This is a genomic window from Peristeroidobacter agariperforans (genome assembly GCF_004138335.1).
Classification (GTDB): domain Bacteria; phylum Pseudomonadota; class Gammaproteobacteria; order Steroidobacterales; family Steroidobacteraceae; genus Steroidobacter; species Steroidobacter agariperforans.
In genome coordinates this window covers 93766-117950 of sequence record NZ_RYFW01000003.1, presented here as the reverse complement: position 1 = coordinate 117950, position 24185 = coordinate 93766, and the positions used below count along the sequence as shown (strand labels likewise).

Genomic DNA, 24185 nt, shown 5'->3' with positions numbered 1-24185 from the left:
TCACATCGGATACTTGGGCCCGCTCCTCTGCTGCGCATCGTATCGTTCGCGAGCGAGGTCAAGCTCTGGAAAGTGTCTTTCGGCCCAGCGATCGAGGACCGCCAACGCACCGCTTAGCGATAGCCCAAGTCGGCTCAGCCGATACTCGACGTGGCGGCGGCGTGCCGGCATCTCGGTACGAACGATCAAGCCGTTGCGCTCCAACGCCCGCAACGTCTGCGTCAGCACCTTCTGTGAGATCCCGCCGATTTTCCGGCGCAGCTGCGCGGTGCGCATCGGCCCTTGCGCGAGTGCTGGCAGAATCAGCATCGCCCATTTCGAGGCGATCAGCTCGAGCGCATCGCGTGCTGAACAGGTCGAGTCATAAACATCACCGACTTTACGCTGCATCGTCTTCACCGGATAGGCACCTTCAGGTGCGTAATTGACGTCGGCGGACGTGCCTCCCACTATCGGAACCCGCCATGAATACCTTGATCGTGCTTGCGCATCCCGAAGCGCACTCATACAACGCGCACCTTGCGCACACTAGTCAGCGAGCTCTCGAGGCGCAAGGGCATCAAGTGCGCCTGTCGGATCTCTACGCGCAATCGTTCGCACCCGATGAGCACGCCAGACATTTTCAGCGGCGCGCCGACTGGTCCCGCTTCGATGCGCAGACCGAGCAACGTTTCAGTTCACGGGAGGATGCTCTCGCACCAGACGTACAAGAACAGATCGATCAGTTGCTTTGGGCAGATCTGCTGGTGCTGCAGTTCCCGCTGTGGTGGTTCGGCATGCCCGCAATACTGAAGGGCTGGATGGATCGCGTGTTCGTCTATGGCAAGTTCTACTCGAGCCAGCGACGCTTCCATGACGGCGCCTGCGCCGGCAAGCGCGCCCTGCTCTCGGTGACTGCAGGCTCATCGCAGGCAGCCTGCTCGCCCGATGGTCGCGAAGGCGATACGCAGCTCATCCTTTGGCCAATACACTACTCCCTGCACTATGTCGGCTATACGGTGCTCGAGCCCATGATCATCACTGACGTTCGTCGCGGCCGCGTCGCCGACGATGAAGAGCGTCAGCGGCTGCTGTTGACGGCGCGATTAGTGGAACATGCATCGAGCTTTCAAAGCTTGCAATCGCGGCGGATCGTTTCGTTCAACGCCCGAGAAGACTGGGATGAGCAAGGAAAACTTCGCCCGGGCGCGCCGGTGCACAGCCCGTTCATCCGACACGTACGCTGAAGCAGATGCTGGCAAGCACAGGCCGGCGATCGACTCCAGAAATGTCCATGACGAGAGCGCGCGGAGTGGACTCAATCCTTCAGCTTGATCGACACGGTGGTCTGCCACTTCTGCGGATCGGGTTCCTCCTCCGGGCTGTTGTGATAGATCTCCGCCCGATTCGCAAACCATTCCCCGCCCGCTTCTACTCGGGCGTCGAACGTCAGCCCGGCTTGACGCGCCCACCCGATGAGAACGCCATTCACGGTCGTGAGATCATCGTAGGGTCCGAAATATGTGATCTCCGCATAGCGCCCGGCCGGGAGAACTCCGCTCACGAACTCGCCTTGCGTGCTCACTACGCGGTCCACTGGAACCCCAAACTCCATGTCGATGTCCGGCATGGCAATGCGGTTATGCTTGAAAAATACCGGACCGGCTTCCTTCAGCCCGCGCTCACGCAGATGAGCGAACAGACGCTGCAGAATCAGCGGAATCTCTTGGTCGAACGGCAGTGTTACATGCGCCCGCGCGGCGATGTATGGCGATGCCGGGCGTTCGACGACTTTCGGCAAAGTGAGCATTCGCTGTTCCTCGAATACGGCCTGGCGAACGCTGTCCTCGGTTCATGGCGCCGACAAGGAGGCGTCCACGCGTTTTGCGTACGCGCGCTCCACTTTAGCAATCCGAACCTCGAAGTGTTCGTACCAGAGCGCTTTTCCATTGCGTTGAGCGACACGATGCTCCATCTGAGCGCGCCAGTCCAGGATGCTCTCGATACTTTGCCAGTAGGAAACGGTGATGCCGAATCCATCGGCGCCGCGCGAGCTCTCAACGCCGAGAAATCCGGGCTGAACGGCCGCGAGTTCGACCATTCGATCCGCAGTCTCGGCGTAGCCATTGTCGCCCTCGGTCCGTCGCGAGGAGAAGATGACGGTGTAGTAAGGTGGTGGCGGGAGCTTCGCGAACGAGGATGTAGTCGACATGCGGATAGGCTCCGTGTCGCCGTACATCGCCGCAAGCTGTCAGCAGGACAGCGGACGGTCGGATACGGACAGCGCACGATCGGGCGAGCTGCGTCGCGAAATACGCTGGTGGTGGATGCGGCCTGCCGGGGATGTGGCTTGGTCTATGTGTTGTTACAGTACGCTGATGATCAGCACCACCTATTGGGAGAATTGCACCACCCGCGACCTGTGCGGGCTGGACCCCGAACAGACGGTTGCGCTGCTGCCGGTGAGCGCGGTGGAGCAGCACGGCCCGCATCTGCCGCTCGCCACCGACGCAATCATTGCCCAGGGGCTGGTGCGGGAGGCGATGCAGAGGGTGCAAGAAGATCTGCTGGTGCTACCACCGATGAGCATCGGTCATAGCCTCGAGCACACCTCCTTCGCAGGCACGCTGAGCATCGCAGCTGAACCGTTGCTTGCCGCCTGGCTGGAGATCGGCCGCAGTGTGGCGCGAGCCGGTTTGCGTAAGCTCATCATTCTCAACACGCACGGCGGCAACATTCCGCTCGTACAACTCGCGGCGCTTCGTTTGCGGCAGGAACTGCAAATGCTGGTCTTGCGGGCCAATTACTTTTCGTTTGGCAGCCCGCCCGGGCTGTTCAGCGACGAAGAATTACGGCACGGCATCCATGGCGGCGAGATGGAAACATCGTTGCTGCTGCATCTCAGGCCGGATCTGGTTCGCCAGGAGCTATTGGCCGATTTCAGAGCCCTCACTCACGGCATGGCAGCGCGGAACCAACTGCTCGGCCCCGAAAAACCGATCGGGTTCGGCTGGATGAGCGAAGATCTCCACGAACATGGCGTCTGCGGAAATGCAGCGCGAGGCGATGCGAAGCGTGGCGCGATTCTGTTGTCCCATCTGGCCGAGCAGTTAGCCGCGCTGATCGCCGAGTGTCAGTCCACTCCTCTAGCCACGTTGCGACCGCAGCCCGATCGCGGTGACTAAAGAATCTCGTCGAGATTGATCGCGGGCATGAGGTGGCCGGCGCGCTCGCGCTTGGCATGCACGTAGCGGGCGTTGTGCCGATTCACGGCGCCGATCAAACGTTGACCGCCGACGACTTCGATGCCCGCACTTCGCAGCGCTTCGATTTTCTCGACGTTGTTGGTCAGCAGTTGGATGCGGGTCATGCCTAGATGTCTCAACATGCTCGCCGCCACGCCGTAACTACGCTCGTCCGCACCGAAACCCAAGCGACCATCGGCCTCGATGGTATCCAAGCCGGTATCCTGCAACTCGTAGGCGCGCAGCTTGTTTGCCAAGCCAATGCCGCGCCCCTCTTGCGCGAGGTACAGCAGCACGCCGCCGCCGGCCGCCGCCAGCTGCTTGACCCCGCTGCGCAATTGATCGCCGCAATCACAGCGAAGACTGGCGAGCAGGTCTCCAGTTAGACAGGCCGAATGCAATCGCACCGAGACCGGGGCGGACTTCGGCGCGCCGATGAGCACGGCCACGTGCTCGGACCCATCGCGGCTGTCCCGAAACAACACCAGCCGGCAATCTTCGTGACCCGCCAGAGGAACGCGCGCTTCGCTGATGCGCTCCAGCTCGACGTTCGTCGACGGCTCCCATCGCTCCAGCTGAGCTGTTGTGATGGTCAACGCGTGATCGAGCGGCGCCGACGGGACCAACAATACCGCCGGCAACAGACGGGCTTGTTTGGCGAGTTTCATGCTCGCGGTGGCGATGGCATCGGCCGCCTCCACCGCCAAGCGGCGATCCAATGCGATCGGGCCTGAATCGCTCGGCAGAACGCCAGCGAGTTGCTTCACAAACGCTACGGAGCTCAGCTGCGATCCTCGCAACAGCAGCGCACCTTGCTCAGCACTCGATGAAGAAGACGAGGCAAGCCCCAGTGCGTTACCTCGTTGGCGCGTAATCGCCAGCGACAGCCCGTCTTGCCCTGCCAATCGTTCCAGGTGCACAAGCAGAGTTGGCGTGGCTGTCTCGACGGCTGCGATGAGCATGCCGCGCCGAACTGCCCCGGAAGGCTTCGTCTCGCAGCAGTACAGAGCCCGGCCGCAACGTAATTCGTAGATGGCGCGCTCGATGGCAACTAGCGCCGGATCACCGTTAATTTCCTGCACTTCTGGGTCTTCGCAATGGTAAGGACGTGCTCGTTGACGTAGCCTCCCTGCGAGGGTCAGCGTACCGCGACCCGCCGACCGGGTCTATGACGAATCTTTACACGCAGGCATGGCCGCTCATTCGCGCGGTCGTGGACATTGCCCGCAAGGGCGAGCGCATCGAGCACGGTGCACGCTTCGCCTTTGACGGCCAGGCTCTGATTGCGACGACGACCGGCGCAAATCCGCCGATCCTGGCGTTCGATCACGGCTGGCAATCGCTGTTGCCGGGCTCAGACCCGCGCCAGGTCTACCTGGACCTCTACCTGCCGCTAATCGCAACTCGCACCGATCCACCCCTCGTACTTGCTCAACTCGGCCAGAGCCTCGATGGTTTCATTGCCACTGCAACGGGGCATTCGCACTTCGTGACCGGGCCTGCGAGCATCGCGCATCTGCATTGTCTGCGCGCGCTCAGCGATTGCGTAATCGTCGGTGCGGGCACGATCGCCGCCGACAATCCGCGCCTGACGACACGATTGGTGGATGGTCCGAATCCCGCTCGAGTTGTGCTCGATCCGCAGCTACGGCTGCCGATGACGCATGGCGTGTTCATCGATGGTCAAGCACCAACGCTGCGAGTTCGTGCGCGCGGGGTGTCCCTACCGCCCCGGCTGTTCTCCGACAACGTCGAGGATCTCGAAATCGATGCTGTCGCCGGCAAACTCGATCTGCGTGCGCTGTTGACTGAGCTGCGCTTACGCGGCATGCGCACCGTTCTCGTGGAAGGCGGCGGTGTCACCGTTTCGGCATTTCTGGCTGCTCAGTTGATCGATCGTATGCATATCGTGATCGCGCCGTTCGTCATCGGCGAAGGGCGGCCCGGGCTGCGCATCCCTTCGCCCGAAATGCTTCACGATTGCGTGCGACCGCCGCCGCGGGTCTTTGCACTCGGCGGGGATGTGCTGTTCGACTGCGACATGCGCAACGATGCGCCGCTCGAGGACGTCCCGACTCTCATCCGGCGGATGATTTAGGCCACGCCATGAAGTCCTGATGGCCCACGCTGATCAGCAACTCGCCCGCGTCCAAGTGCGCCTCGCGCCGTCTGCCCCATCGATCGATGCGCTGACACTCGGCAGGCGCTACTTCGCGAGCCGCACCCATCCAGCCTGCCATCAGTTCCCTCTGCATTGCCCGTTCCGCAGAGTCGATCTCCCAATCGCTCGGCACTACGCGCCATTCGTAGTTCAATGCTGCAAACACCTGGCGCGCATGCTCCGTGGCGTCAGGCCCCAACGCAGGCCCGAACCCTTTATCGCCTCGCTGATGCAAGTTCACGAGGCCGATCAACCACTCGTCGTCCGGATCCCGTGGTAGACACTGCACTCGCCCGTCGTAGCTCAACGAGAACAGCACCGTCGCGCCCAGCGCCGCGCATCGCGAGGCCAGCAAGGCGAACCAACTGGCCGAGACCAGATCTAGCAACGCCGAAGCAGTCACGAGCTGGCAACCCGAAAGCGGCAGCGAGCTGAGATCCGCGACGAGATCCAGGCAACGCGACGTTACGCTGCATTGAAAGCTTGCCGACTCGATGGACGAAGGTTGCCGCTCAATCAACTTCGGATCGTTGTCGACAGTGATCCAACGCTGCTCGCCGCCGAGGAGTGGGGCCATGTAGCGCACGTTCGCACCGGTGCCCGCGCCCAGGTCGACTACTTGCAGCGGTCGCAGCGGCAGCAACGAACGCAAGCCGATCACCAGCTCCTGACTGCGAGCACGAACATCGCAAGGTTCACGCAACTGCAGCCACTCGAGGCTGAACCCGGTCACCGCAACGCTCCGGCCAACCCTTCGGACATTCGCTCGGCAGCGACTCTCCAGTCCGGAAGTCGGGTGCCACGACGCCGCGCGCCATCAGCAAGGCGGCGGCGCAAATCAGCATCGACCAGTACTCGTGATAGCGCCGCCCGCAACCCCGCACGGTCGCCGGGCTCTACCAGCATGCCGGCCTCGGGCGGCACCAATTCCTCGATCGCTCCAGTGCGAGTACTGATAATCGGCAATCCGTGGACGAGGGCTTGCGCCACGGCCATGCCATAGCCTTCGTAACGGGTGGCGAGCACGAACAGATTGGCCGCACGGAACTGTCGCTGCAGCGTGGCTTCGTCAAGTTCACCGGTCAGCACGACTCGATCTTGCAAGCCGAGCGTCTGGATTTGCATTTTCAATGCACGCACGATCGCGGGGCTGCGATCGACGCTGCCCACGCAGGTGAGCGTCCAACTTTGATCCCTCAGTTCGCTGAGCGCATCGATGAGCAAGTCATGGCCCTTGCGCTCAGTGATGGTGGCGACACATAACATGCGCATCGAAGCGGCTGCGTCGTCGACCCGACCATCAGCCGCGTGCGCTCGATCTACGCCTGGCTCGACCACGACCATGCGGTCGGCCGCGACATCGTAGTCAGCCAATGCGTTCCGGGTGCGCTGACTCGTCACGACGATGAGGCGCATGGATTGCAAAGCACGACGTTCCGATATGAACAGTTCCCGTGCCAGATCGGGCGGCAATCCGGTTTCCGCCGCGAGTGGATGATGGACCAAGCCGACCATGCGCAACCGATCTTTGTGAGCGTGCACTACGTCCGGCATCGCGCCCAACGCGAGCCCATCGATCAACACCAGACTCTGTGCGGGCAACGCGGAGAGCTGTCGTTGCGCGTCGGCCAATGCCGCCGGGGTCGGAATGGGAAAACTGCTATCGAGCGCTCCGACCTGAGCGCTCCAGCCGAGCTGTCGCAACCCTGCGAGCATGCGTCGATCGTACTCGTAGCCGCCGGTGGCGGTGAGCGGATCGCCCGGCAGCAGGAGCGTCAGCGTACGCTCGTCGAACATCAGAGTTTGTTTTCGTAAGCCGCCCAAGCAACGTGCGACTCATGCAGCGTCACGCGCAACGCCTCGATGCCGCGCGCGCCGTCACCGAGCTTGCCCGCATGCACGCTGGCCGCGAGCCGATCGAAAATCACTTTGGCGAGAAACTCGGTCGTCGTGTTGCGCCCGCTGAACTCGGGCACGTCATCGAGGTTGCGATAGTTCAGCGCCGCCACGATCGCTTTCAGCTCCTCGCCGGCGCGCCCGATATCCACCACGATCGAATCCGCATCGAGCTCGCGCCGGCGGAACTCGACATCCACAACGTAAGTCGCGCCATGCAGCCGCTGCGCGCGCCCGAACACTTCGCCCCTGAAACTGTGCGCGATCATCATGTGCTCGCGAACGCATACGCTATACATCAGTCGTACCTCACCCGGTGCATGATCACCTCGCCCGGCGCGCTGCACAGCTGCTCCATGGTCCGCGGCAGGTCCCTGAAACGGCCTTCCGAGTTGATCAGTCGATCGAGAGCAGCATCACTCAACAGCGACAGGGCGAGTTGTAGCCGCGATTGTAGCGTGCGACGTGCGCGCCGCGCGGTGGCGACCGCACCGACTTGTGACGATTTCAGTACCAGACGGCGCGAGTGAAATGCTTCGCCAAGCGGCACGCTGACCTGTCTATCGCCATACCAGCTCAGCTCCAGAACGGTGGATTCGAAGCCGGCGAGCCGCAGCGCGAGCGTGAGGCCCGCATCCGAACCGCTCGCATGGATGACGATGTCGGCTTCGCCACGCGCCTCATCAGGCGATGCGAAGCCCGCGCCGAGATCGTATGCGATCGCTTTACGCGCCGGATTGACGTCCACCAGTTCCACCTCGCACCCGGGAATGCGAGCGGCCAGCCACGCTACCAGGCACCCGACGCTGCCTGCGCCGATGACGCTCACCCGATCACCGGGAAGAACGCCGGCGTCCCAGACGGCGTTCAGCGCCGTTTCCATGTTAGCCGCGAGTATGGCGCGCTCGGCGGGCACGTCCGGCGGCAAAACCTGCACGGCCGAGCTCGGAACCACAAAGCGATCTTGATGAGGATGCAGGCAGAAGACATCGCGCCCCTGGTAATTCGCGGGACCTCGCAGCACCTGGCCGACCATGCAGTAGCCGTACTTCACCGGTGTCGGGAAGTCACCTTCCTGGAAGGGAGCGCGCATGCGGGAGTATTCCGACGGCGGCACTAGACCTTTGAACACCAGCGACTCGGTCCCGCGACTGACACCACTGAAGCGCGCCTGTACGATGAGCTCATCGACCCCGGCGGCGCCGAGCGGCGCTTGCCGGATCTCGCCGCGAGCCGGCCCGGTAACCCAGAACGAATGAGAGCGATCTGACATGCTGGAAGAGTGGCCGCGGCCGCTGCTGAAAAATGCGCTGCTTGGCATTCTATCGATAATGCTGCCCGCGGTGATGCTGGCTTGGATCATGGACACTGCGCTCGAGCTCGCCGGCACGCTGCTTTCCAGAACTGTGGTTCTGATTGCCATCGGCGCCCTGCTGGTGCTACGTCCGTTGCGAGAGCATCACCCGTTCGAGCGCATTGGCGCGGCCAATTACATCACCATGGCACGTGGCTGCCTGGCGCTGCTGCTGCTGGGCATGTTGGGCATCGAATCGACACCCCAGCTCCAGGCTGCCGCGTTGGGCATCGCGATGATCAGCTCGTCACTCGACGCAGCGGACGGCTGGGCGGCGCGTCGAACGCAGATGAGCAGCGCATATGGGGCACGCTTCGACATGGAAACCGATGCCCTGCTGATACTGACATTGAGCCTGCTCGCGTGGCAGTTCGACAAGGCCGGTGCCTGGGTGCTCCTTTCGGGCTTGCTCCGCTATGGCTTTGTCGTCGCCTCTTGGCTGCTGCCGTGGCTGCAGCAGCCGCTGCCACCGAGCTATCGTCGCAAGACCGTGGCCGCACTACAGACCATAGCGCTGGTGATTGCGATCGCGCCATTCATCCAGAGGAACATCACTGCGCCGCTGTGCGCGTGCGCTCTCGCCATCCTCGTATGGTCTTTCCTCGTGGACATCGTGGCGCTCAACCGGCGCAGCTCGAATTCAACGGCGATCAGTTGATGACTCGTCTACTGCATGTCGCGGCGGCCTTGGCCGGCTTGTGGCTACTCAATGCATTGGTCACGTTTCATAACGTCTGGCCGACCGTCTTCATCAGACCCTCGAGCGAGTTGTCGATCGAGCTGGCCGGCATCCTGTTGCTGATGGCCGCTTGGATGCAGCTGGGCGGCAGGATACCGGGGCGAGTGCTTGCCGGCCTCGCGGTGCTTTTCGTCATAGGCGCGCTAGGTCGCTACGCTGAGGTGACCGCGCCCGCACTCTACGGGCGAGAGGTCAACCTCTACTGGGATCTGCCGCATTTGAGCTCGGTCGCTGCGATGCTGACGCGTGTCGCATCTCCAGGTCTGCTCGTTGCGGGGCTGCTCGCAATCATCGCGGCGCTGGCGTTGCTGTATTTCCTTGCGTTGTGGTCGTGGCGAGGCGTAAACGGCGCGCTGCAGTTGCCGGCGACTCGCTCGGTGGTCGCCCTCGCCGCGGCCGGCGTCATCATCGGCTTCACATTTGAGAACCTGGCCGCGCAGCGTCCCGCGATTCCGCGATTCTCGATGCCCATCGCCAAAACCTACGGCGAACAGTTTGCGAAAGTGGGCGCGGCGATGCTGGAACGCGGCACCGTGCGGCAGCTACCGTCTTCACCGGTCCTTTCATCTACCCTGTCTCGCATCCAGGGCAGCGACGTGTTGATCGTGTTCGTTGAGTCCTATGGGCGCGTCGTTTACGACAACCGCGGCATCTTCGAAACACTCGCACCTGCGCGCGCCGAACTGGCTCGCGCCATCGACGAGACGGGTCGGGCGGTCGTCTCCGGCTACGTGGAGTCGCCCACCTTCGGCGGCGGCTCGTGGCTTGCGCACTTGAGCTTTCTCACTGGCATCGAAATGCGCGACGCCAGCCGTGCGCAATTGCTGATGACGCAAAGCCGTCGTTCGTTCGGCCACGCCATGGCCGAGCACGGCTATCGACGAGTGGGCTTGATGCCGGGATTGAAAATGCCCTGGCCCGAAGGCGTGTTCTACGATTTCGACCGCATATATGACGACGCCGCGCTCGATTATCGCGGCCCGGCTTTCGGCTGGTGGCGCATCCCCGATCAATTCTCGCTGGCTGCGCTGACGCAACTGGAGCTGACAGTGCGAACCGGCGCGCCGAACGATCGCAAACCGGCTTTCATATTCTTTCCGACCGTTACCACGCACACGCCGTTTCGGCCGACGCCGCCCTATCAAGCGGACTGGTCGCGCATGCTGAGCACCGACCCCTTCGATGAACCGTCGTTACGCAATTCATTATCGCAATTGCCCGAATGGAACAACCTCTCGCCGAGCTATACGGACGCGGTCGCCTACGAGCTGCAGACTTTCGCGGGGTACTTGCGCACGCAACCTCGGAACGATCTGATCGTGGTGATCGTTGGCGATCATCAGCCTCCGGCCATGGTGAGCGGAGCCAACGCGTCCTGGGACGTCCCGGTTCACGTCATCAGCAGCAATCGAGCTTTGCTGGATGTGCTCGGCAAGTGCGGTTTTGTTTCAGGCCTCACCCCGGCGCCCGAGACGCTGGGTCGCATGCATCAGCTGGGACCTGCTCTGCTCCAAACATTCGGGACGTCCGCGTCGCGCTGTCCCATGGAATACCAGGAACCGAGGAGTTGATTGAGATGCTTTCGTACAGCACATCCGCTCGCTGGCTCTGCGTTGTGTTTTGGACCGCACTGCTCGGAGCGCCATCGACACATGCTGCCGATGCGCGTTATGAGCTCGACCCGGAACACTTGACCATCGGTTTTCTCGTCAGCCACATCGGCTACGCGGATGTCCTGGGCTTCTTCACGAAAGCCACCGGCTCTTACACGTTCGACGAAGCGACGCGGACGCTCAAGGACGTGCGCGTCGCGGTTGAAAGCAAGAGTGTGTTCACAGGACATGACAAGCGCGACGGTCACTTGCGCGGCTCGGACTTCCTCGATGCCTCGCGGGCGCCGCTGGTGGTCTTCACCGCCGATTCCGCGGAATGGCGCGATGACAAGACATTCGTCGTCAACGGTGAGCTGGAGCTTCTTGGCAAACGGCGTCCGCTGCGACTCACCGGCACGTTGAACAAGAGCGGCATCTATCCCATCGGCGGCGCCTCGAAGCCCTACGTCATGGGCGCCTCGCTACGTGCCACGGTGAAGCGCAGCGACTGGGACATGAACTACGCAGTCGCAAATGGCTGGGTCGGAGATGATGTCGAACTGATTATCGAATTTGAAGCGAGACGAACCGCGCCGTGAAAACCTTCAGCTCCTCGGGAGCTCATCGAACACCGCCCAACTCGTCCATCGCCGCGACGACGTGCGAGACCAATTCCTCTCGCTGATGAGTCGATAGGCCGCTCTGCTCGCGGATCCGCTCAAACAGCCGCGCCACATGACGTCGTCTCCCAGCATCGATCGTGCCAGCCAGATGCTCGCCGGCATCCACGTCCACCACCAGCGACTCGCGACGCGCGTGATTCGTCTCTGCGACCAATCGATGATGAAGGAGCGCTCGGCCGAGAATGACCCAGGGCAGATTGGGGGATGAGATCGGACCGACAATGAGCCGATGGCCGCCGAGCGGCGAGCCGAGCACTTGAACCTTCGCCAGCCGATTCGAGCCGAACATGACGCCCAGGCCGCCGACAATGGCGCCGATGCCGGCGCCGAGCAACAAAGAAGCGCCGCCTACGGCTGCGTCCACAGCCCCGCCGGCGAGTGCGCCTGTGACCGCTCCGGTCATCGAGAGCTGCGCGTTCGACAATCCGAACACTGAAAAGCTGCGCTCGGAAAACAGGTCCTCGGTGAGCAGATCGAACTCCGAGGACTGCATCTGCAAGGAGCGATGCCGATACAGATCCTGCACGACCCGTCGCGCCGAGTGTTCTCTTTGTCGAACGCGCTTGCGCAGTCGCTCAGTCAGCTCCTTGCTGAGCTGCGCTTGATCGGCGCCTTCGGCGCATGCGGCGGACTCGCTCAGTGCAAGTACTTCGATGAGCAGGTCCGCGATCTCGGTAGCGGCGCGCCTCTGTCGCGCCTTGCGATCGTTCTGGAGAACCTCGACCGCTTGCTCGAGCGATCGAGCCCACAACTGATCAACCTCGGAGAGCTCACGGAACGCACGCAGCAGTTCCAGACGCTTGGCAAAATCCGCGCGCAACGCGTCGAACACTCGCACGATTGAAAAATACTGATTCAGTGCGCGGCGCCATTCCTCCACGTGATCGCCCGGCCCGATCATATTGATCAGCGCCATGCGCGGTTGTCCGGTCCAGCGCAGGATCTCCATCTCCGCTTCGTACTCGGCTCCGTACGGATGCGCGCCATCGACAACATAGAGGATGCCCGCGCCCGCCAAGATCGGACGCAACAACTCGCATTCGTTCTGGAAGCGCGGGTCGCCTTCGTGAAGTGCCACGAACTCACGCACCACCGCCGGCCGTTCGCTGGCGCTACGTTCGTGCGATTGCAGCCATTCGATCAGCGCTCGCGGCCGCTGAAACCCCGGCGTATCGATGAGCTCATAGAGAACACGGTCGTCGTTCTGCATCCGAAAGCCGCGGGCTTGTCGTGTGGTGCCGGGATCGGGCGAAACTACGACGGTTTCATCTTCGGCCAGCGTGGCGACGATGCTGCTCTTGCCTTTGTTGGGATGGCCGACGACGGCAAACGTGGGATGTGTGCTCACGCGCCGCTCTCCAGATACAACGCAGGATCTCCGACCCGCGCCGTCCAACGCGACCATGTCGATCGCTGCGACTCGCTGGCGACATCGCCGTTCGCGCCGACCGGTACTACAACCACCGAGCACTGTGGACCAACCTTCGCGCGCAGCGCCTGGATGAAATCCTGCAGTTCGAGAAGCGGCGCCTCCCAGCCACGAACGAACACGATCACCGGGTTCATTTGGAGAGTCGCCACGCGATCGATCACGGCGGCGTCGGCCGCGATGGTTCGACTCCCGGCCTCTAGTGTCTCGACCACTCGCCATCGCAGATGCTTCGCCGTCCAAGGTGCCACGTCGGGCATCCGCAAGGCACCAGACCAGACAATGACGACGGCATCTCCACTCATGGCCGGCGCGCTCTGCGCGTTCCGATCTGGGAACGCCGCAGCTGTTTCCTCTACGTTCGAGCCTAGCTGCATCTCCTCCGCGTTCATTCGGTCAAGCAACGCTCGGACACGCGGATCATCCAACAGCAGATTGCGAGTGGCGGCTCGCAGGCGGAAGACGGCGAGCAGCAACAAACAGCAACGCGGAAACAAACCGTAGGTCGTCACGGCCGCGAGCAGAAATGGCCACCAACCTGTCAGTTCGGATGCAGCGATCGCGGTCGGCGCGGACGCGGCTAACCGGAAGAATCGCGACTGCTCGATCAGCTCGGCGGTTGGAACGGCGGCCGGCCAGAGGTCGCGCCAGGGCGTAGACAGCAGCCGAGTCAACCGAAGGATGTCTTCGCTGTCGAAGCGCAACGTCGAGCTCCAGCCGAACGCGAGATCGGTAAATGTGATCAAGCCGAGCGCACACACCAGCGCCGCAACGTTGAACGCGACTGCCGCGCACTGCGACCAAACCACTATCTGCCAACGGGCAAACCGGCTCGCGACAGGCCCCCGAGCTTGGTGCAAGACCAACAGGCTCGCTCGCTGGTCGTGTTGCCGCCCCACTCGCCTGTATGCGGCCGCCGCGATGGCCGCGGGGTTGAGGGCACCGAGTACACTCTGCAGGGCGCGCAGCCCCGGAATCCTCGGCAACATCAAAATGAGTGTCGCTGCGATCAGCGCGATCTGCAGCAGCACCAGGACGGCGAACGCCGTAACAACGTTTATTGGCCACGTGCCGTCGTATCGGAACACCGCCAGGCTGGCGCCCGCACCAGCCAGCGCGCCAATGAACAGCATCGAGAAAGTGATGATGACCCGAGCTCGCGACAGGCGGGTCGCAAGTTCGGTGTCATGGGCCGCGGATGGCGTTTCCCTCCGAACGACCTGCCACCAATGGCGCACTCGATCGACCGTGTCGGAATCGGAAATGCTCGCTGCAATCTTGCGATCCCGGTGCAGCCTTTGATCGAACGGCCGGTCCCGGTCGGCTTCCAACCAAGCAGAGATCTCCAGGGCCTCCTGGAATAGTGAGCCACGCCGGGCGTTGTGCATCCGGCGATGATACCAGGGCTGCGACCCACGCCGATTCGCGACCCGATGGTGAGGAAGTACGCCGCGCGGAGGAATGGCGCGACAGAGAGAGACTAACGAAAGCACTTCACCACAAAGGACGGGCGGAGCGGACGGGGCTCGAACCCTCGGCGGCGCTGGCGCGATCAGCAACCTGTTGATCCTACTAGTTCGTTTCGACCCTACCAGCCAGTAAGCTGAAGCGCTACACAAACTTGCGGCCGGAAAAAGTGCGAGAACTCCCGGAGGCGGTTGAGAGCAGCGCTGAAGTTCCGAGAAAAAAAGCACGTCGATCGCTTCGCCAAACTCTGCCAGGAAGCCGAAGAACGTGTTGCTCATAGGAGAAGCCTCAAGGGGCCTCTTGCCACAATGCGCTGCACGTTGTCGCGCGACGTTGCTTTGTGTCGGACAACCCGGATTGAGGGACCGGAGACTCCACCCTGGGCAACGCGGCGTTCTTTCCGAAAGCGCGCTGCTACGAGAAGAAGAAAAAGCGCGCGCCAGGGAGAGACATCCGGACCGGCGACTTGCGTAGAGTGATCGTGCAGGGCGCGTCAGCACGGTGCACGCATCTTCGCCACATCACCACGGCGTGCCTTCGGTAGCAACCACACTTGGAGAGCAGCTGATGGGCGCGCCCGTTGAAGCCAGAACCTGGAATCCCTTCGGTGGCGACGTTTATGGAGCGCCGCCGGCCACACACAACTCGGGCTCTAACGGGCCGAGCACCACGTATGTAGGTTCTTCCTCGGCAACCAGCGGCAACAACGGAACGTATTTTCAGGGATACAGCCATCCCGTCACATCCTCCACGACGGCCTGGCAACCCGTGCTCCCCGAGGACATGGCGGCCGAAGCTCGCACCCTCGCCGGCAGAGCTGGCAACGCCCCCGCCGACGATTCCTACGCACAGCTGATCGCGCTGAGCCGACTGACCCAGCAGGTCGACGGTCAGCTGGAAACCATGCTGCAACAACCGGTCGACCTCACGGCCGCGCAAGGTCAGGTCACGACGGCACAGGCCAACCATTCGCAATTTCTCAAGCATGTCTATGACAGCCTGCCGCCCGAGCAGCGACAACAGCTCTACACGCTCAACACGGCAGTCGAGCAGGCAAAAGGGCCGCAGCAGCAACAGGCCCTGGTGAATTTCAATCAAGCACTCGATGCCGTGCTGACGCCCGAGCAGCGAAAGACGCTGCTTGCACTGGAGCGCACTGTCCAAGATGCGCAGATGAACTTGCAGGGCCAGCAACTGGTCAAGCGCATCCTCGACGCGCGAGCTGGCGCAGCCGCGCCCGGACCCTACGGCGGACCGGGTAGCAAAGGCGAGCAGACACTTTCGCTTGCGATGGCCGATGGCCGCGCCTTCGTTGCCATGCGCATGCAGATCAAAGCCGATCGCAAAACGCAGGATGCATACACGCTGCTCTTCACGCCGCAGATGCGCCAGCAGCTCGCCCCGGCGCAGCAGGAACTGCTTGCGGCCACTGAAGTGCTCCAGAGCAATCCAAACGCGACCTGGGCGCAGACGCGCTTCAACCAGGCAAAGGCGGATTTCGATCGAATCTTCGGCAGCCTGGTGAATGGACAGGACCGCGAAGTCCTGAACAACTTACAGACCTATCAGAGCGCGATGCAGAATCTCGCGGCGGTCATCGGCGAAGAAGCGAGCACAGAGCGCGGTTATTTCGAACTGCTCTACCCTTCCAACCCACCCGCCGCTGGCAGCGGCCCCGCGGATCCGAAGGTTCTGGAGATCGCGCGCGCGGGGTTCAATCTCGCCCAACACAATCGCAACATGCGCAGCCTGGCCCTGCGCGCAACCACGGACTGCAACCAGGATCTACACAATCAAGCCACCGAAGCGCTGGTGCAATCGCTGCGCATGACAGCCGACTTGGACGTCATGCGCGCTCAACACAACTACGACCAGGCGCTGCTCCAAGGTCCTCGAGGGGGTCAAAACAACGGCGGCGCGGCTCCGAATGGGATGACGCTCGTTTCTTATTCCACAGGAACCGCCGCAACGGGCGGGGTGCCCGGTTCTGAGCAGACAATCGCTACCGCCAAGCAGCTTCTCGATAACGCCCAGCAATGGCGACAAGAGGTCCATGCCGCACTCACTCCTCCACCGCCGCCACCAAAAAAGAGCGGCTGGGATTACGCGCTCGATATCACCATGGGAGCGCTGCAGACGGTAGGTGGTGTCGCGATCATGTGGCTGGCCGGCTGGACCGGCGTCGGCGCCGTCGTCGGCGGTGCAATGGCTGTCGATGGCGCGGTTCGACTCGGCCATAGCATCAGCGATGCCGCCAACGGCACTGTCACCGATGCGCCCATCAGCGCCGGACTGCAGAAACTCGGCATGTCGCGTCGATGGGCCAACACTGCCGACACGGGCGTCGGTCTCATCGTCACCGTACCGGCCGGCGGTTACGGAGCTTATGCCGGCCTCGTGAAAGGGGGCATGGCGTTGAAGACGGCCAGTGGCGTCGGTCTGCTCACGATGACGGACAGCACCGTCGCCGCGGGCCGCTACATGGTGACCGGCGAAGCCGCTCATCCGTTCGCTGTGGAAGGTCTCACCGCCGTTGGCCTCACACCCACGCAGGCGAATTACGCGGTGTTCGGTGGCAATCTGCTGCTAGCAGGCGGGGCTGTGAAAGGTCTGCGTCCAGGCAACGCAACCGCGGCGCCGACCACTGCCGCGGCGGCAAGCACATCGAAGAAGACGACCACGCTCGCAACGACTACATCCACATCAAATAAAGTGATCACGATCACGGGCCTCCGAGCGCCTGGGGCACCCGCGACAGTGACGACCAACACGGGAGCCACATCGATTCCGGTGGTGGCTACCGGCACTCATGTCGGAACGACCGGCGGTGCGCCGCGGGCGCCGGCATTGGTCACCAGCAGTGGCGCATCCAGCACCGGTACTTTGACTGGCACGCGCCCGCTCATCACCGTGCGAATCGGAAATACCCTCGCCCCGCTGGATGAAACATCCTGGCAGGCGCGCCATCCCCCGCGCTGGTCTGAGAACGAGCAGCAGCGGGTCTACGCCGACGGACGCCCACGCTCTAATTCCACGAACATTGCAAGCACGACAGGCTTGCAGACGCGCAGTTCACCCTTGTTCTTGCCGAGCTCGGCAGGTCTGCCGGATGTCACGATTTTAGGCAATGGACACGTTGCGATAACGCTTGCTGCGGACATCAGGATGAGCTCGAGCCTGACCCCGGAAGTGCTGATGAGGCCCAAGGGCGCGGACCGGATCGGCCCCTACACCGGCGAGTATTTGTTCAGAGAAGTGCTGCATAAGACCTGGCATGAGACGGAGTTAGGTCGCCAGCACTTCGGTTACTTGGGCACGGACGAGGCAGTGGCGGCGATGCGGAACTCGAATACCGTCGTGATCACCATTCCCGACCAGCCGCGTGTCCGACTGCAGCTCTTCGAGTTCCTGCAGCAGCAGGGATTGGTGAACGATCCGTCGAAAACATTCGTCCTCATCCGCGGCGGCCAGGCTGGCCAGCCCGCACTCTCGCAGATGATCCGCAACAACCCGGATTGGCGAGCGAACGTGGTGCTGGTCGAGGATTCTCCGTACGGAACGCGCGTGGCCAGGGGCCCGAGCAATGGCTTCCTTGTGAATGAGGAGGGGCTGCCGATTCTAGGCCCGGATGGAGAGCCCATCGTGCTTGGCCCCAATAAGCACTACGTGCAAGCCAAGCGCAAAGAAGAAGTGGAGATTTCGGTTCTGGGTGAGCACGGCAATCGGGCCCCGGGGACCCTGGCCACTCAGGATCTGTTCCCCCGGGGCGCGGAGATCGGGAAACCGTCGTGGCCCGATTTCACCGTGGTCGACGGCGTCGCCATGCCGTGGAGGTTTGGCCATGCGATTCACCCCGGCGTGGCGTTCCATCCAGTGAATCTGGCGAGGACAGCGCGTGGAGAGGTATATCTGCACTACGTGCAAGGCGTGACTCGCGAGATCGGGGAACAGCTCGCGATCCTGGATCAAGAGAAGATGCAGCTCGCGGCGACCTACGGTGCCCCGCCCGAATCATTCCCGATGAAGCTTCATCGGCAGTTCGGGCTGGAGCTGATCCCGGACGAATCCTTCTACGACACCATGCAACGCACGATTGAACAGGCGCACATCCCGTACTCCAAGAAGATCTACACGTCGAAGTCGTACCCGTCGATCGAAGATCTCATGAATTCGCGCTACCCGCAGGAGGATGTGCCCGGCGTGTTCACGATGAACTGGTATGCGGAGCGGGCCGGTCTCTATTTACCGGGGCACGTGCAGTTCGAAGCTGCGCTGAGAAGCACATTGAACCAGCTCAGCCTCGATCTGGGCCGGTCTCCGGAAGCATTGACGTACCAGATCGACGGCTACTTACCCATCCTCAATGAAATTCCAGGTGGCGTTCAGGAGATCGCGCAGCTTCTCAACACGCCGCACATCCGGCGCTCGGCATGACCCGATGATGCACCTCACGCGTCAGGCGCGCTTGCGTCCGCGTGAGGTGGCATCGTTTGCAATCTGCTCCGTCAGCATTTCAACCAGCGGCGAATAGACCCGGTGCCGCGACCGGAGCAGATAAACCGGCTGCTCTATCCTGGGCTTGAGGGGACGCGTCTCGATCGCGAGATGCGCGTGCTCGCGCGCAACGACGGCAGAAACGATCGACACACCCCGCCCGGCGGCGACCAGATGACAAACGGCGGAAGCCGAGCTCGCCTTCAGCGCCGCATCACCGATGTCCCGGCCGGCGATGATGTTGTACTGGGAGGAAACCGGGCTGGATTCCGCATTGATGAGCCCGATCAGCTTCTCGCCCTTCAGGTCCGAGACCTGGATGGCCCGATGCCGGCACAGTTCGTGCGTGCGCGGCAGAACGCAGACGCTTTCCATGACCATGAACTCGCGACTATCGATCGTGTCGCTGGCGGATGCGAACAACGAGATACCCAGGTCGACGCGCTTGGCATCCACCGCCTCGATAACGTCCTTGGAAGCGCGTGTCACGACGGATAGATGGATGTCCGTGTAGCGCTGTGTGAACTCGCTGATCACCGCCGCGATCCACGAGTTCGACAGCGAGGGAAACACGGCCAGCGAAACGTGGCCTCGGCGGAAGTTGCTGATCTCCTCGGCGACCCTGTTGAGGTGATCGATGCCACGCTGCATGCGCAGGACCTCCTCGTAAAACATCCTGGCGGCGGCGGTCGGCATCAAGCGGCGCCCCTTGTGCTCGAATGCTTTGAAGCCCGCGAGCTGCTCGAAGCGGGCGAGGATGCGGCTGACCGAGGGCTGCGAGATACACAACCGGTTGGCAGCGTCGCTCAACGTGTTCGCTTCCATGACTGCCTGGAACACTTCGATCTGGCGGCCGCGCAACTTCATTCGGCGACTCCCACGCTCTATTCCTGCTGAACGTTCCCTAAATATAGCGCGGCTGCATACGATCGGCACGGGAGCAAGATCGGCCGGCGCTCGCCTTTCGGCAAGCCAAGCGCAGATCGCATGAATTGCGGGCGAGGCAAAGCATTCCATGCGCGTATGAATAGCCGCCAAGAAGGGATTATTTTTCCTTTTCGTCTGCCCCTACCATCGTTGTGAGTTCAAGCAGTACAAGAACCTGCTGAGGGCGGTCATGGATACCAGGCACACCAGAGGTATCAGCCATATCAGGCAGACCTCTAAAACGAGAACCATCCTGTGCGCCGGCGCGATTACGCTTGCTAACGGCACCGCCGGCCTTCATGCCCCGAGCGTTCAGGCACAAGAGCCGCCACCCGAGTCGCGGGAGGCAGAGCCGCTGGAACAAGTGGTGGTCACCGGATCGCTGCTCAGACGCTCGCAGTACGCGGAGAAATCGCCGCTGCAGATTTTGACGCGAGAAGATTTTGCAACCTCGGCGCCGGATACATTCCAGGATATCGCGAAGAACCTGACGGTTGCCGGCGGCGCCGAGTTTCAGAACGAGACCGGCAATCTGATCGGCATGTCGCAACTGAACTTGCGCGGCCTGGGCCTGGGCTCCTCGCTGGTGCTGATCAACGGACGCCGCGGCGGCATCTCCACGATCGCCGACGGCGGCGGCAATCAGTTCTTCGACATCAACCAGCTGCCGCTCGCGATGATCGAGCGCATCGACGTGCTGACCGACGGCGCTTCGGCAACTTACGGCTCGCAGGCGGTCGCAGGCGTCGCCAACATCATCACTCGCAAGGGCTTCGAGGGACTGGAGGTTTCGGCAAAGTACGCGGACTCGGTGAACGAGTCGCAGATCGTCAATCTTGCCGTTGGCAGCAAAACCGACAAGGGCACGCTCGATCTCTATGCGAGCTATCAGGATCACACGCGCGTCGACCGCACAGACCTCGACTGGCTGTTGCAACGGCTGCATCACACCGGCGATCTCAGCCAGTCCGTGCTGCTGTCGAATACCGGAGCGCCCGGAGCCTACCAACGCGCGTTGTTCGACCCGGCAACCGGCACGTATTACACGGCGCCGGGCACCAACACGATTGCCGATCCAAACTGCGCCGCTGCCGGTGGCGTGCCCAGCCCGACCCGCTGTCGCTTCGACTTTTCGGATCAGACCTCCATCATTCCGGAAGAGAAGCGCTTTCAGGTGTTCACGGAAGGCAGCTACAACGCCTCCGAGCAGCTCGAGCTGTATTTCGAGAGCAGCTTCTCGCGCAACCGGATCAATCGAACGCTGACGCCGTCGCTGTTCGAGCAAGGTCTGGTTTCACCCCGCACCGTGCCCGGCGCGGTGTCGCCTTCCAACATCCTCATCCCGGCCAGCCACCCGTTCAACTTCTTCGTTCAGGATCCGGCCAATCCGAACCGGATCGTGTACATCGACCCGGCGCAGTGGGACAACTCGATTCATCGGGCTGTCGACGTGAGCGCCATTGCTCGCCCGCTGGGCTCGCAGTTCAAGGACATCGACCGCGAGATCGGCATCGACTATTGGCGCGGCGTGGGCGGCGTGGACTTCGACCTGACCGAGCGCTGGAACACCAACTTCTCTTATATGTATGCGTCCTCCAAGCGCACCGACGATCGTGCGTACGAGTTCGTAAAGCAAAACGTGAACGAGCTGCTGCTGAGCGGGCAATGGAATCCGTTCGGCACCTCGGTTTCCAACCCGTCGTTGATCTCGCCGAAGGATGGCACGAGTGTCGCCGCCAACAGCGACGAGGTGCTGCGCTCACTTTGGCGCACGGCGCGAGACGAGGCGGAAACGACGCAAACGGTGTTCGACCTGGTGGTGCGCGGTGAAGCGTTCGAGTGGTTCGGTTCGCACATCGGCCTCGCTGTCGGCGCTCAATATCGCGAGGAGAGCTTGACGAGCTTCATCGATGCACTCACGGCTTCCGGGCAAGGGTCGTTGCAATCGACGGTGACCACTGCACCGGTTCGCGGCACGGACAAAGTCACATCCTACTTCGCCGAAAGCGTGATGCCATTCGGTCGCGCGGTGGAGCTGCAGATGGCCCTGCGCCACGAGAGCTTCGATGACGCCGGCTTCGATACCACGGATCCAAAGATCGCCGCGCGTTGGCAAGCGGCGGATTGGCTGGCGTTGCGCGCTTCGTTCGGCACATCCTTCCAGGCGCCGTCGGTTAGACAGAAGAGCACCTCGCTCGAGTCCGCGTTCATTCAGGATTCGGCGCGCATCAACGCCACGACGGGCACGCTCGAATGCGTCCCGCGGAACATCTCGAATCCGAACGTCGCTAACAACACGGTCGTGCGTGTCGTCGGCAGCGACGATCTGAAACCGCAAGAGGCGGAGAGCTATACGTTCGGGCTCATTCTGCAGCCGGCCGGCGGGCTGGATGTGAGCCTGGATTACTGGCGCTTCGACTACAAAGATCTGATCACGCCGGATGAGGGAGCGCAGGCGATCGTCACCAATGACTGCGCGGATGGCGTTCCAGACGATCCACGCATCACTCGCGATGCTGGCGGGCAGCTGCGCACCGTGAATTCGCTGTTCATCAACGCCGGTTCGGTCCTGACGCAAGGCGTCGACCTGGCCGCGAGCTACGAGTTGCCCTGGCGCCGGCTCGGCGAATTTGCACTCGGCGTGAATGCGACCTGGCTCCACCGGTTCGACATCCAGCTGGATGAGAACTCACCCAAGATCGATGGGCGCGGCAACCGCAACTTCACGAACCCGTTTCGCTCCACGCCGGTGTGGCGCGCGAACACCTCGCTGAGCTGGCACAGCGGCGCCCATGACGCGAACCTGACGGTGCGTTACATCGACAGCTATCGCAACGATCAAGGCAATACCGAAGTGGCCGACTGGACGACGCTCGATGCGCAGTACGCGTTCACGCTCTCCAACCTCCTCGCCAGCAAAACGACGTTGACGATCGGCGCGAACAACTTGCTGGATGAAGATCCGCCGAGCCTGGGCGATCGGATCCGCCCCGGTTACGACGATGTAGTGCACGACGTGCGTGGGCGCATCGCGTACGCCCAGATCGAGGTCTCGTTTTGAGCGCGCGTGCCGGATCGATGAAACACTACGACATAGTCGTCGTGGGCGGCGGAGTCGTGGGACTGGCGAGCGCGTACGGGATGGCGAAGCGTCATGCTCAGATCGCCGTGCTCGACGAGGCGGACATGGCGTTTCGCGCTTCGTGCAGCAACTTCGGTCTCGTCTGGTTTCAAGGCAAGGGCCTCGGCAATCCCGCGTACGTGCACCTGCTCGCGCTGAGCACCAACAGCTGGGCACATTTCGCTCGCGAGTTGCGCGAGACCAGCGGGATCGATCCGCACTACCACCAGCAGGGGGGCTTGAGCCTGTGCGTCGGTGAAGCCGCGGCGGAACGACGCCGAGCTCACATCGAGGCGCTGCGCAAACAATCCGGTGCCGACGGCTATCGCTGCGAGTTTCTCACTCGGGGCGAGCTGGAGCAGCTATTCGCGCCACTGCGCTTGAGCGATGAAGTGCGCACAGCCTCGTATTGCGAAGCCGATGGTCACGTCAATCCGCTGTATCTGTTGCTGGCGATGCAAAAGCGCTTCGTCGATCTGGGCGGGCACTACCACGGCGGCCACACTGTCCGAGACATCATTCCGCACTCCGGTGGCGGTTTCGTCCTGAACACCGACCGAGGTTATATCGGCTGCGATCGACTGCTGCTCGCGGCGGGCCTCGGCGTCACCGAGCTCGCACGCAAGATCGGGCTCGAGGTGCCAATCCGGCCCGAGCGAGGCCAGATCATCGTGACTCAACGCACGAAGCCGCTGTTTCCGCTGCCGATGAACGGCTTCCGCCAGACGCAGGAAGGTTCGATTCTGCTTGGCTACTCGAAGGAAGACGTCGGCCTCGACGACACCACCTCCGTCGCCGTCACCGCCAGGATCGCGAACAACGCGCTCAAGGCCTTCCCGCAGCTCGCATCGCTGCGCGTGGTTCGCACCTGGGCGGGTCTGCGCACGCAATCGCTCGACTCCTATCCGATCTACGCAGCGTCCCGTGAGTGGCCAGGCGCTTACGCGGTGATCTGCCACAGCGGCATCACGTTGACGGCCGCGCACGCGGAGGTGATTCCGGAATGGGTCCTGAATGGAAACACCCACGAGTTCATCCGGGAATTCGGCTTGGAGCGCTTCCGTGTTTAGATATTTGCAGGGCTGCCGCGGACAGCGC

General features: G+C 62.4%; 20 protein-coding genes. 9 read left to right on the top strand and 11 right to left on the bottom strand.

The genetic code is table 11. From position 1 onward, the window contains the following. Positions 1-390, bottom strand: coding sequence for a winged helix-turn-helix transcriptional regulator (locus tag EK373_RS22695; RefSeq protein ID WP_129646238.1), 390 nt, complete (start codon positions 388-390; stop codon positions 1-3). Positions 391-464: 74 nt separating this feature from the next. Between EK373_RS22695 and EK373_RS22690 the strand changes: the two genes are divergently transcribed. Continuing rightward, positions 465-1226, top strand: coding sequence for an NAD(P)H-dependent oxidoreductase (locus tag EK373_RS22690; RefSeq protein ID WP_129646236.1), 762 nt, complete (start codon positions 465-467; stop codon positions 1224-1226). A gap of 71 nt (positions 1227-1297) precedes the next feature. Here EK373_RS22690 and EK373_RS22685 read toward each other — a convergent pair whose 3' ends face one another. Next, positions 1298-1789, bottom strand: coding sequence for a GyrI-like domain-containing protein (locus EK373_RS22685; RefSeq protein WP_129646234.1), 492 nt, complete (start codon positions 1787-1789; stop codon positions 1298-1300). A gap of 42 nt (positions 1790-1831) precedes the next feature. After that, the gene (locus EK373_RS22680; protein ID WP_129646232.1) at positions 1832-2191 is read right to left on the bottom strand and encodes an antibiotic biosynthesis monooxygenase family protein; all 360 of its coding nucleotides are present in this window, start codon (positions 2189-2191) and stop codon (positions 1832-1834) included. 166 nt (positions 2192-2357) lie between these two features. Here EK373_RS22680 and EK373_RS22675 point away from each other — a divergent pair, with 166 nt between their 5' ends. Next, positions 2358-3164, top strand: coding sequence for a creatininase family protein (locus tag EK373_RS22675; protein WP_129646230.1), 807 nt, complete (start codon positions 2358-2360; stop codon positions 3162-3164). On the opposite strand, the gene EK373_RS22670 is transcribed toward EK373_RS22675, so the two are convergent. Beyond that, positions 3161-4186 (bottom strand): GTP cyclohydrolase II, encoded by a 1026-nt coding sequence (locus EK373_RS22670; protein WP_129646228.1) that lies wholly within the window; start codon positions 4184-4186, stop codon positions 3161-3163. The genes EK373_RS22675 and EK373_RS22670 overlap by 4 nt on opposite strands. Before the next feature lie 206 nt (positions 4187-4392). Between EK373_RS22670 and EK373_RS22665 the strand changes: the two genes are divergently transcribed. Continuing rightward, a complete protein-coding gene (locus EK373_RS22665) occupies positions 4393-5322 on the top strand; it encodes a RibD family protein (RefSeq protein ID WP_129646226.1) in 930 nt (309 codons plus the stop codon). Here the strand turns inward: EK373_RS22665 and EK373_RS22660 are convergent. Genes EK373_RS22660 through EK373_RS22645 form a run of 4 tightly spaced genes read right to left on the bottom strand, consistent with a single transcriptional unit; the run spans position 5303 to position 8554 of the window. After that, positions 5303-6118 carry a class I SAM-dependent methyltransferase gene (locus tag EK373_RS22660; RefSeq protein WP_129646224.1) on the bottom strand — a complete coding sequence of 272 codons (816 nt, stop codon included), beginning with the start codon at positions 6116-6118 and terminating at the stop codon, positions 5303-5305. The two genes, EK373_RS22665 and EK373_RS22660, sit on opposite strands and share 20 nt — an antisense overlap. Further along, positions 6115-7182: a glycosyltransferase family 4 protein gene (locus EK373_RS22655; protein WP_129646222.1), complete on the bottom strand. Its 1068-nt coding sequence runs from the start codon at positions 7180-7182 to the stop codon at positions 6115-6117. Before EK373_RS22655 ends, EK373_RS22660 begins: the two co-directional genes overlap by 4 nt. Then, positions 7182-7580: a 6-pyruvoyl trahydropterin synthase family protein gene (locus EK373_RS22650; RefSeq protein WP_129646220.1), complete on the bottom strand. Its 399-nt coding sequence runs from the start codon at positions 7578-7580 to the stop codon at positions 7182-7184. The genes EK373_RS22655 and EK373_RS22650 overlap by 1 nt, the downstream gene beginning before the upstream one ends. After that, a complete protein-coding gene (locus EK373_RS22645; RefSeq protein WP_129646218.1) occupies positions 7580-8554 on the bottom strand; it encodes a zinc-dependent alcohol dehydrogenase in 975 nt (324 codons plus the stop codon). The genes EK373_RS22650 and EK373_RS22645 overlap by 1 nt, the downstream gene beginning before the upstream one ends. On the opposite strand from EK373_RS22645, the gene EK373_RS22640 reads away from it, so the two are divergent. Genes EK373_RS22640 through EK373_RS22630 form a run of 3 tightly spaced genes read left to right on the top strand, consistent with a single transcriptional unit; the run spans position 8553 to position 11565 of the window. Next, entirely contained in the window at positions 8553-9293 is a 741-nt protein-coding gene (locus EK373_RS22640; protein WP_129646216.1) for a CDP-alcohol phosphatidyltransferase family protein, read from the top strand. The two genes, EK373_RS22645 and EK373_RS22640, sit on opposite strands and share 2 nt — an antisense overlap. Continuing rightward, a complete protein-coding gene (locus EK373_RS22635; RefSeq protein WP_129646214.1) occupies positions 9293-10945 on the top strand; it encodes a sulfatase-like hydrolase/transferase in 1653 nt (550 codons plus the stop codon). Before EK373_RS22640 ends, EK373_RS22635 begins: the two co-directional genes overlap by 1 nt. A gap of 44 nt (positions 10946-10989) precedes the next feature. Continuing rightward, on the top strand, positions 10990-11565 hold the full coding sequence (locus EK373_RS22630; protein WP_198683557.1) for a YceI family protein: 576 nt from the start codon (positions 10990-10992) through the stop codon (positions 11563-11565). A gap of 22 nt (positions 11566-11587) precedes the next feature. On the opposite strand, the gene EK373_RS22625 is transcribed toward EK373_RS22630, so the two are convergent. Beyond that, complete coding sequence (locus tag EK373_RS22625; RefSeq protein WP_198683556.1) at positions 11588-12997, bottom strand: GTPase/DUF3482 domain-containing protein; 1410 nt, start codon at positions 12995-12997, stop codon at positions 11588-11590. Further along, positions 12994-14466, bottom strand: coding sequence for a DUF2868 domain-containing protein (locus EK373_RS22620; protein WP_157994495.1), 1473 nt, complete (start codon positions 14464-14466; stop codon positions 12994-12996). Before EK373_RS22620 ends, EK373_RS22625 begins: the two co-directional genes overlap by 4 nt. Positions 14467-15112: 646 nt before the next feature. Between EK373_RS22620 and EK373_RS22615 the strand changes: the two genes are divergently transcribed. Next, a complete protein-coding gene (locus EK373_RS22615) occupies positions 15113-18979 on the top strand; it encodes an NAD/NADP octopine/nopaline dehydrogenase family protein (RefSeq protein WP_129646206.1) in 3867 nt (1288 codons plus the stop codon). Positions 18980-19000: 21 nt separating this feature from the next. Here the strand turns inward: EK373_RS22615 and EK373_RS22610 are convergent, their stop codons facing one another. After that, positions 19001-19906: a LysR substrate-binding domain-containing protein gene (locus EK373_RS22610; protein ID WP_198683555.1), complete on the bottom strand. Its 906-nt coding sequence runs from the start codon at positions 19904-19906 to the stop codon at positions 19001-19003. 427 nt (positions 19907-20333) lie between these two features. On the opposite strand from EK373_RS22610, the gene EK373_RS22605 reads away from it, so the two are divergent. Both EK373_RS22605 and EK373_RS22600 read left to right on the top strand, forming a co-directional pair. Continuing rightward, positions 20334-23027: a TonB-dependent receptor domain-containing protein gene (locus tag EK373_RS22605; RefSeq protein WP_198683554.1), complete on the top strand. Its 2694-nt coding sequence runs from the start codon at positions 20334-20336 to the stop codon at positions 23025-23027. Between the two features lie 17 nt (positions 23028-23044). After that, a complete protein-coding gene (locus tag EK373_RS22600; protein ID WP_129646200.1) occupies positions 23045-24157 on the top strand; it encodes an NAD(P)/FAD-dependent oxidoreductase in 1113 nt (370 codons plus the stop codon). The last annotated feature ends 28 nt before the right edge of the window (positions 24158-24185 follow it).

Coding starts and splice junctions, on each gene's coding strand:
- EK373_RS22600 (WP_129646200.1), top strand. CDS start 23,045: ATGAAACACTACGACATAGTCGTCGTGGGCGGCGGAGTCGTGGGACTG.
- EK373_RS22620 (WP_157994495.1), bottom strand. CDS start 14,466: ATGCACAACGCCCGGCGTGGCTCACTATTCCAGGAGGCCCTGGAGATC.
- EK373_RS22680 (WP_129646232.1), bottom strand. CDS start 2,191: ATGTCGACTACATCCTCGTTCGCGAAGCTCCCGCCACCACCTTACTAC.
- EK373_RS22640 (WP_129646216.1), top strand. CDS start 8,553: ATGCTGGAAGAGTGGCCGCGGCCGCTGCTGAAAAATGCGCTGCTTGGC.
- EK373_RS22695 (WP_129646238.1), bottom strand. CDS start 390: ATGCAGCGTAAAGTCGGTGATGTTTATGACTCGACCTGTTCAGCACGC.
- EK373_RS22685 (WP_129646234.1), bottom strand. CDS start 1,789: ATGCTCACTTTGCCGAAAGTCGTCGAACGCCCGGCATCGCCATACATC.
- EK373_RS22615 (WP_129646206.1), top strand. CDS start 15,113: ATGGGCGCGCCCGTTGAAGCCAGAACCTGGAATCCCTTCGGTGGCGAC.
- EK373_RS22690 (WP_129646236.1), top strand. CDS start 465: ATGAATACCTTGATCGTGCTTGCGCATCCCGAAGCGCACTCATACAAC.
- EK373_RS22655 (WP_129646222.1), bottom strand. CDS start 7,182: ATGTTCGACGAGCGTACGCTGACGCTCCTGCTGCCGGGCGATCCGCTC.
- EK373_RS22610 (WP_198683555.1), bottom strand. CDS start 19,906: ATGAAGTTGCGCGGCCGCCAGATCGAAGTGTTCCAGGCAGTCATGGAA.
- EK373_RS22675 (WP_129646230.1), top strand. CDS start 2,358: ATGATCAGCACCACCTATTGGGAGAATTGCACCACCCGCGACCTGTGC.
- EK373_RS22635 (WP_129646214.1), top strand. CDS start 9,293: ATGACTCGTCTACTGCATGTCGCGGCGGCCTTGGCCGGCTTGTGGCTA.
- EK373_RS22645 (WP_129646218.1), bottom strand. CDS start 8,554: ATGTCAGATCGCTCTCATTCGTTCTGGGTTACCGGGCCGGCTCGCGGC.
- EK373_RS22665 (WP_129646226.1), top strand. CDS start 4,393: ATGACGAATCTTTACACGCAGGCATGGCCGCTCATTCGCGCGGTCGTG.
- EK373_RS22670 (WP_129646228.1), bottom strand. CDS start 4,186: ATGCTCATCGCAGCCGTCGAGACAGCCACGCCAACTCTGCTTGTGCAC.
- EK373_RS22650 (WP_129646220.1), bottom strand. CDS start 7,580: ATGTATAGCGTATGCGTTCGCGAGCACATGATGATCGCGCACAGTTTC.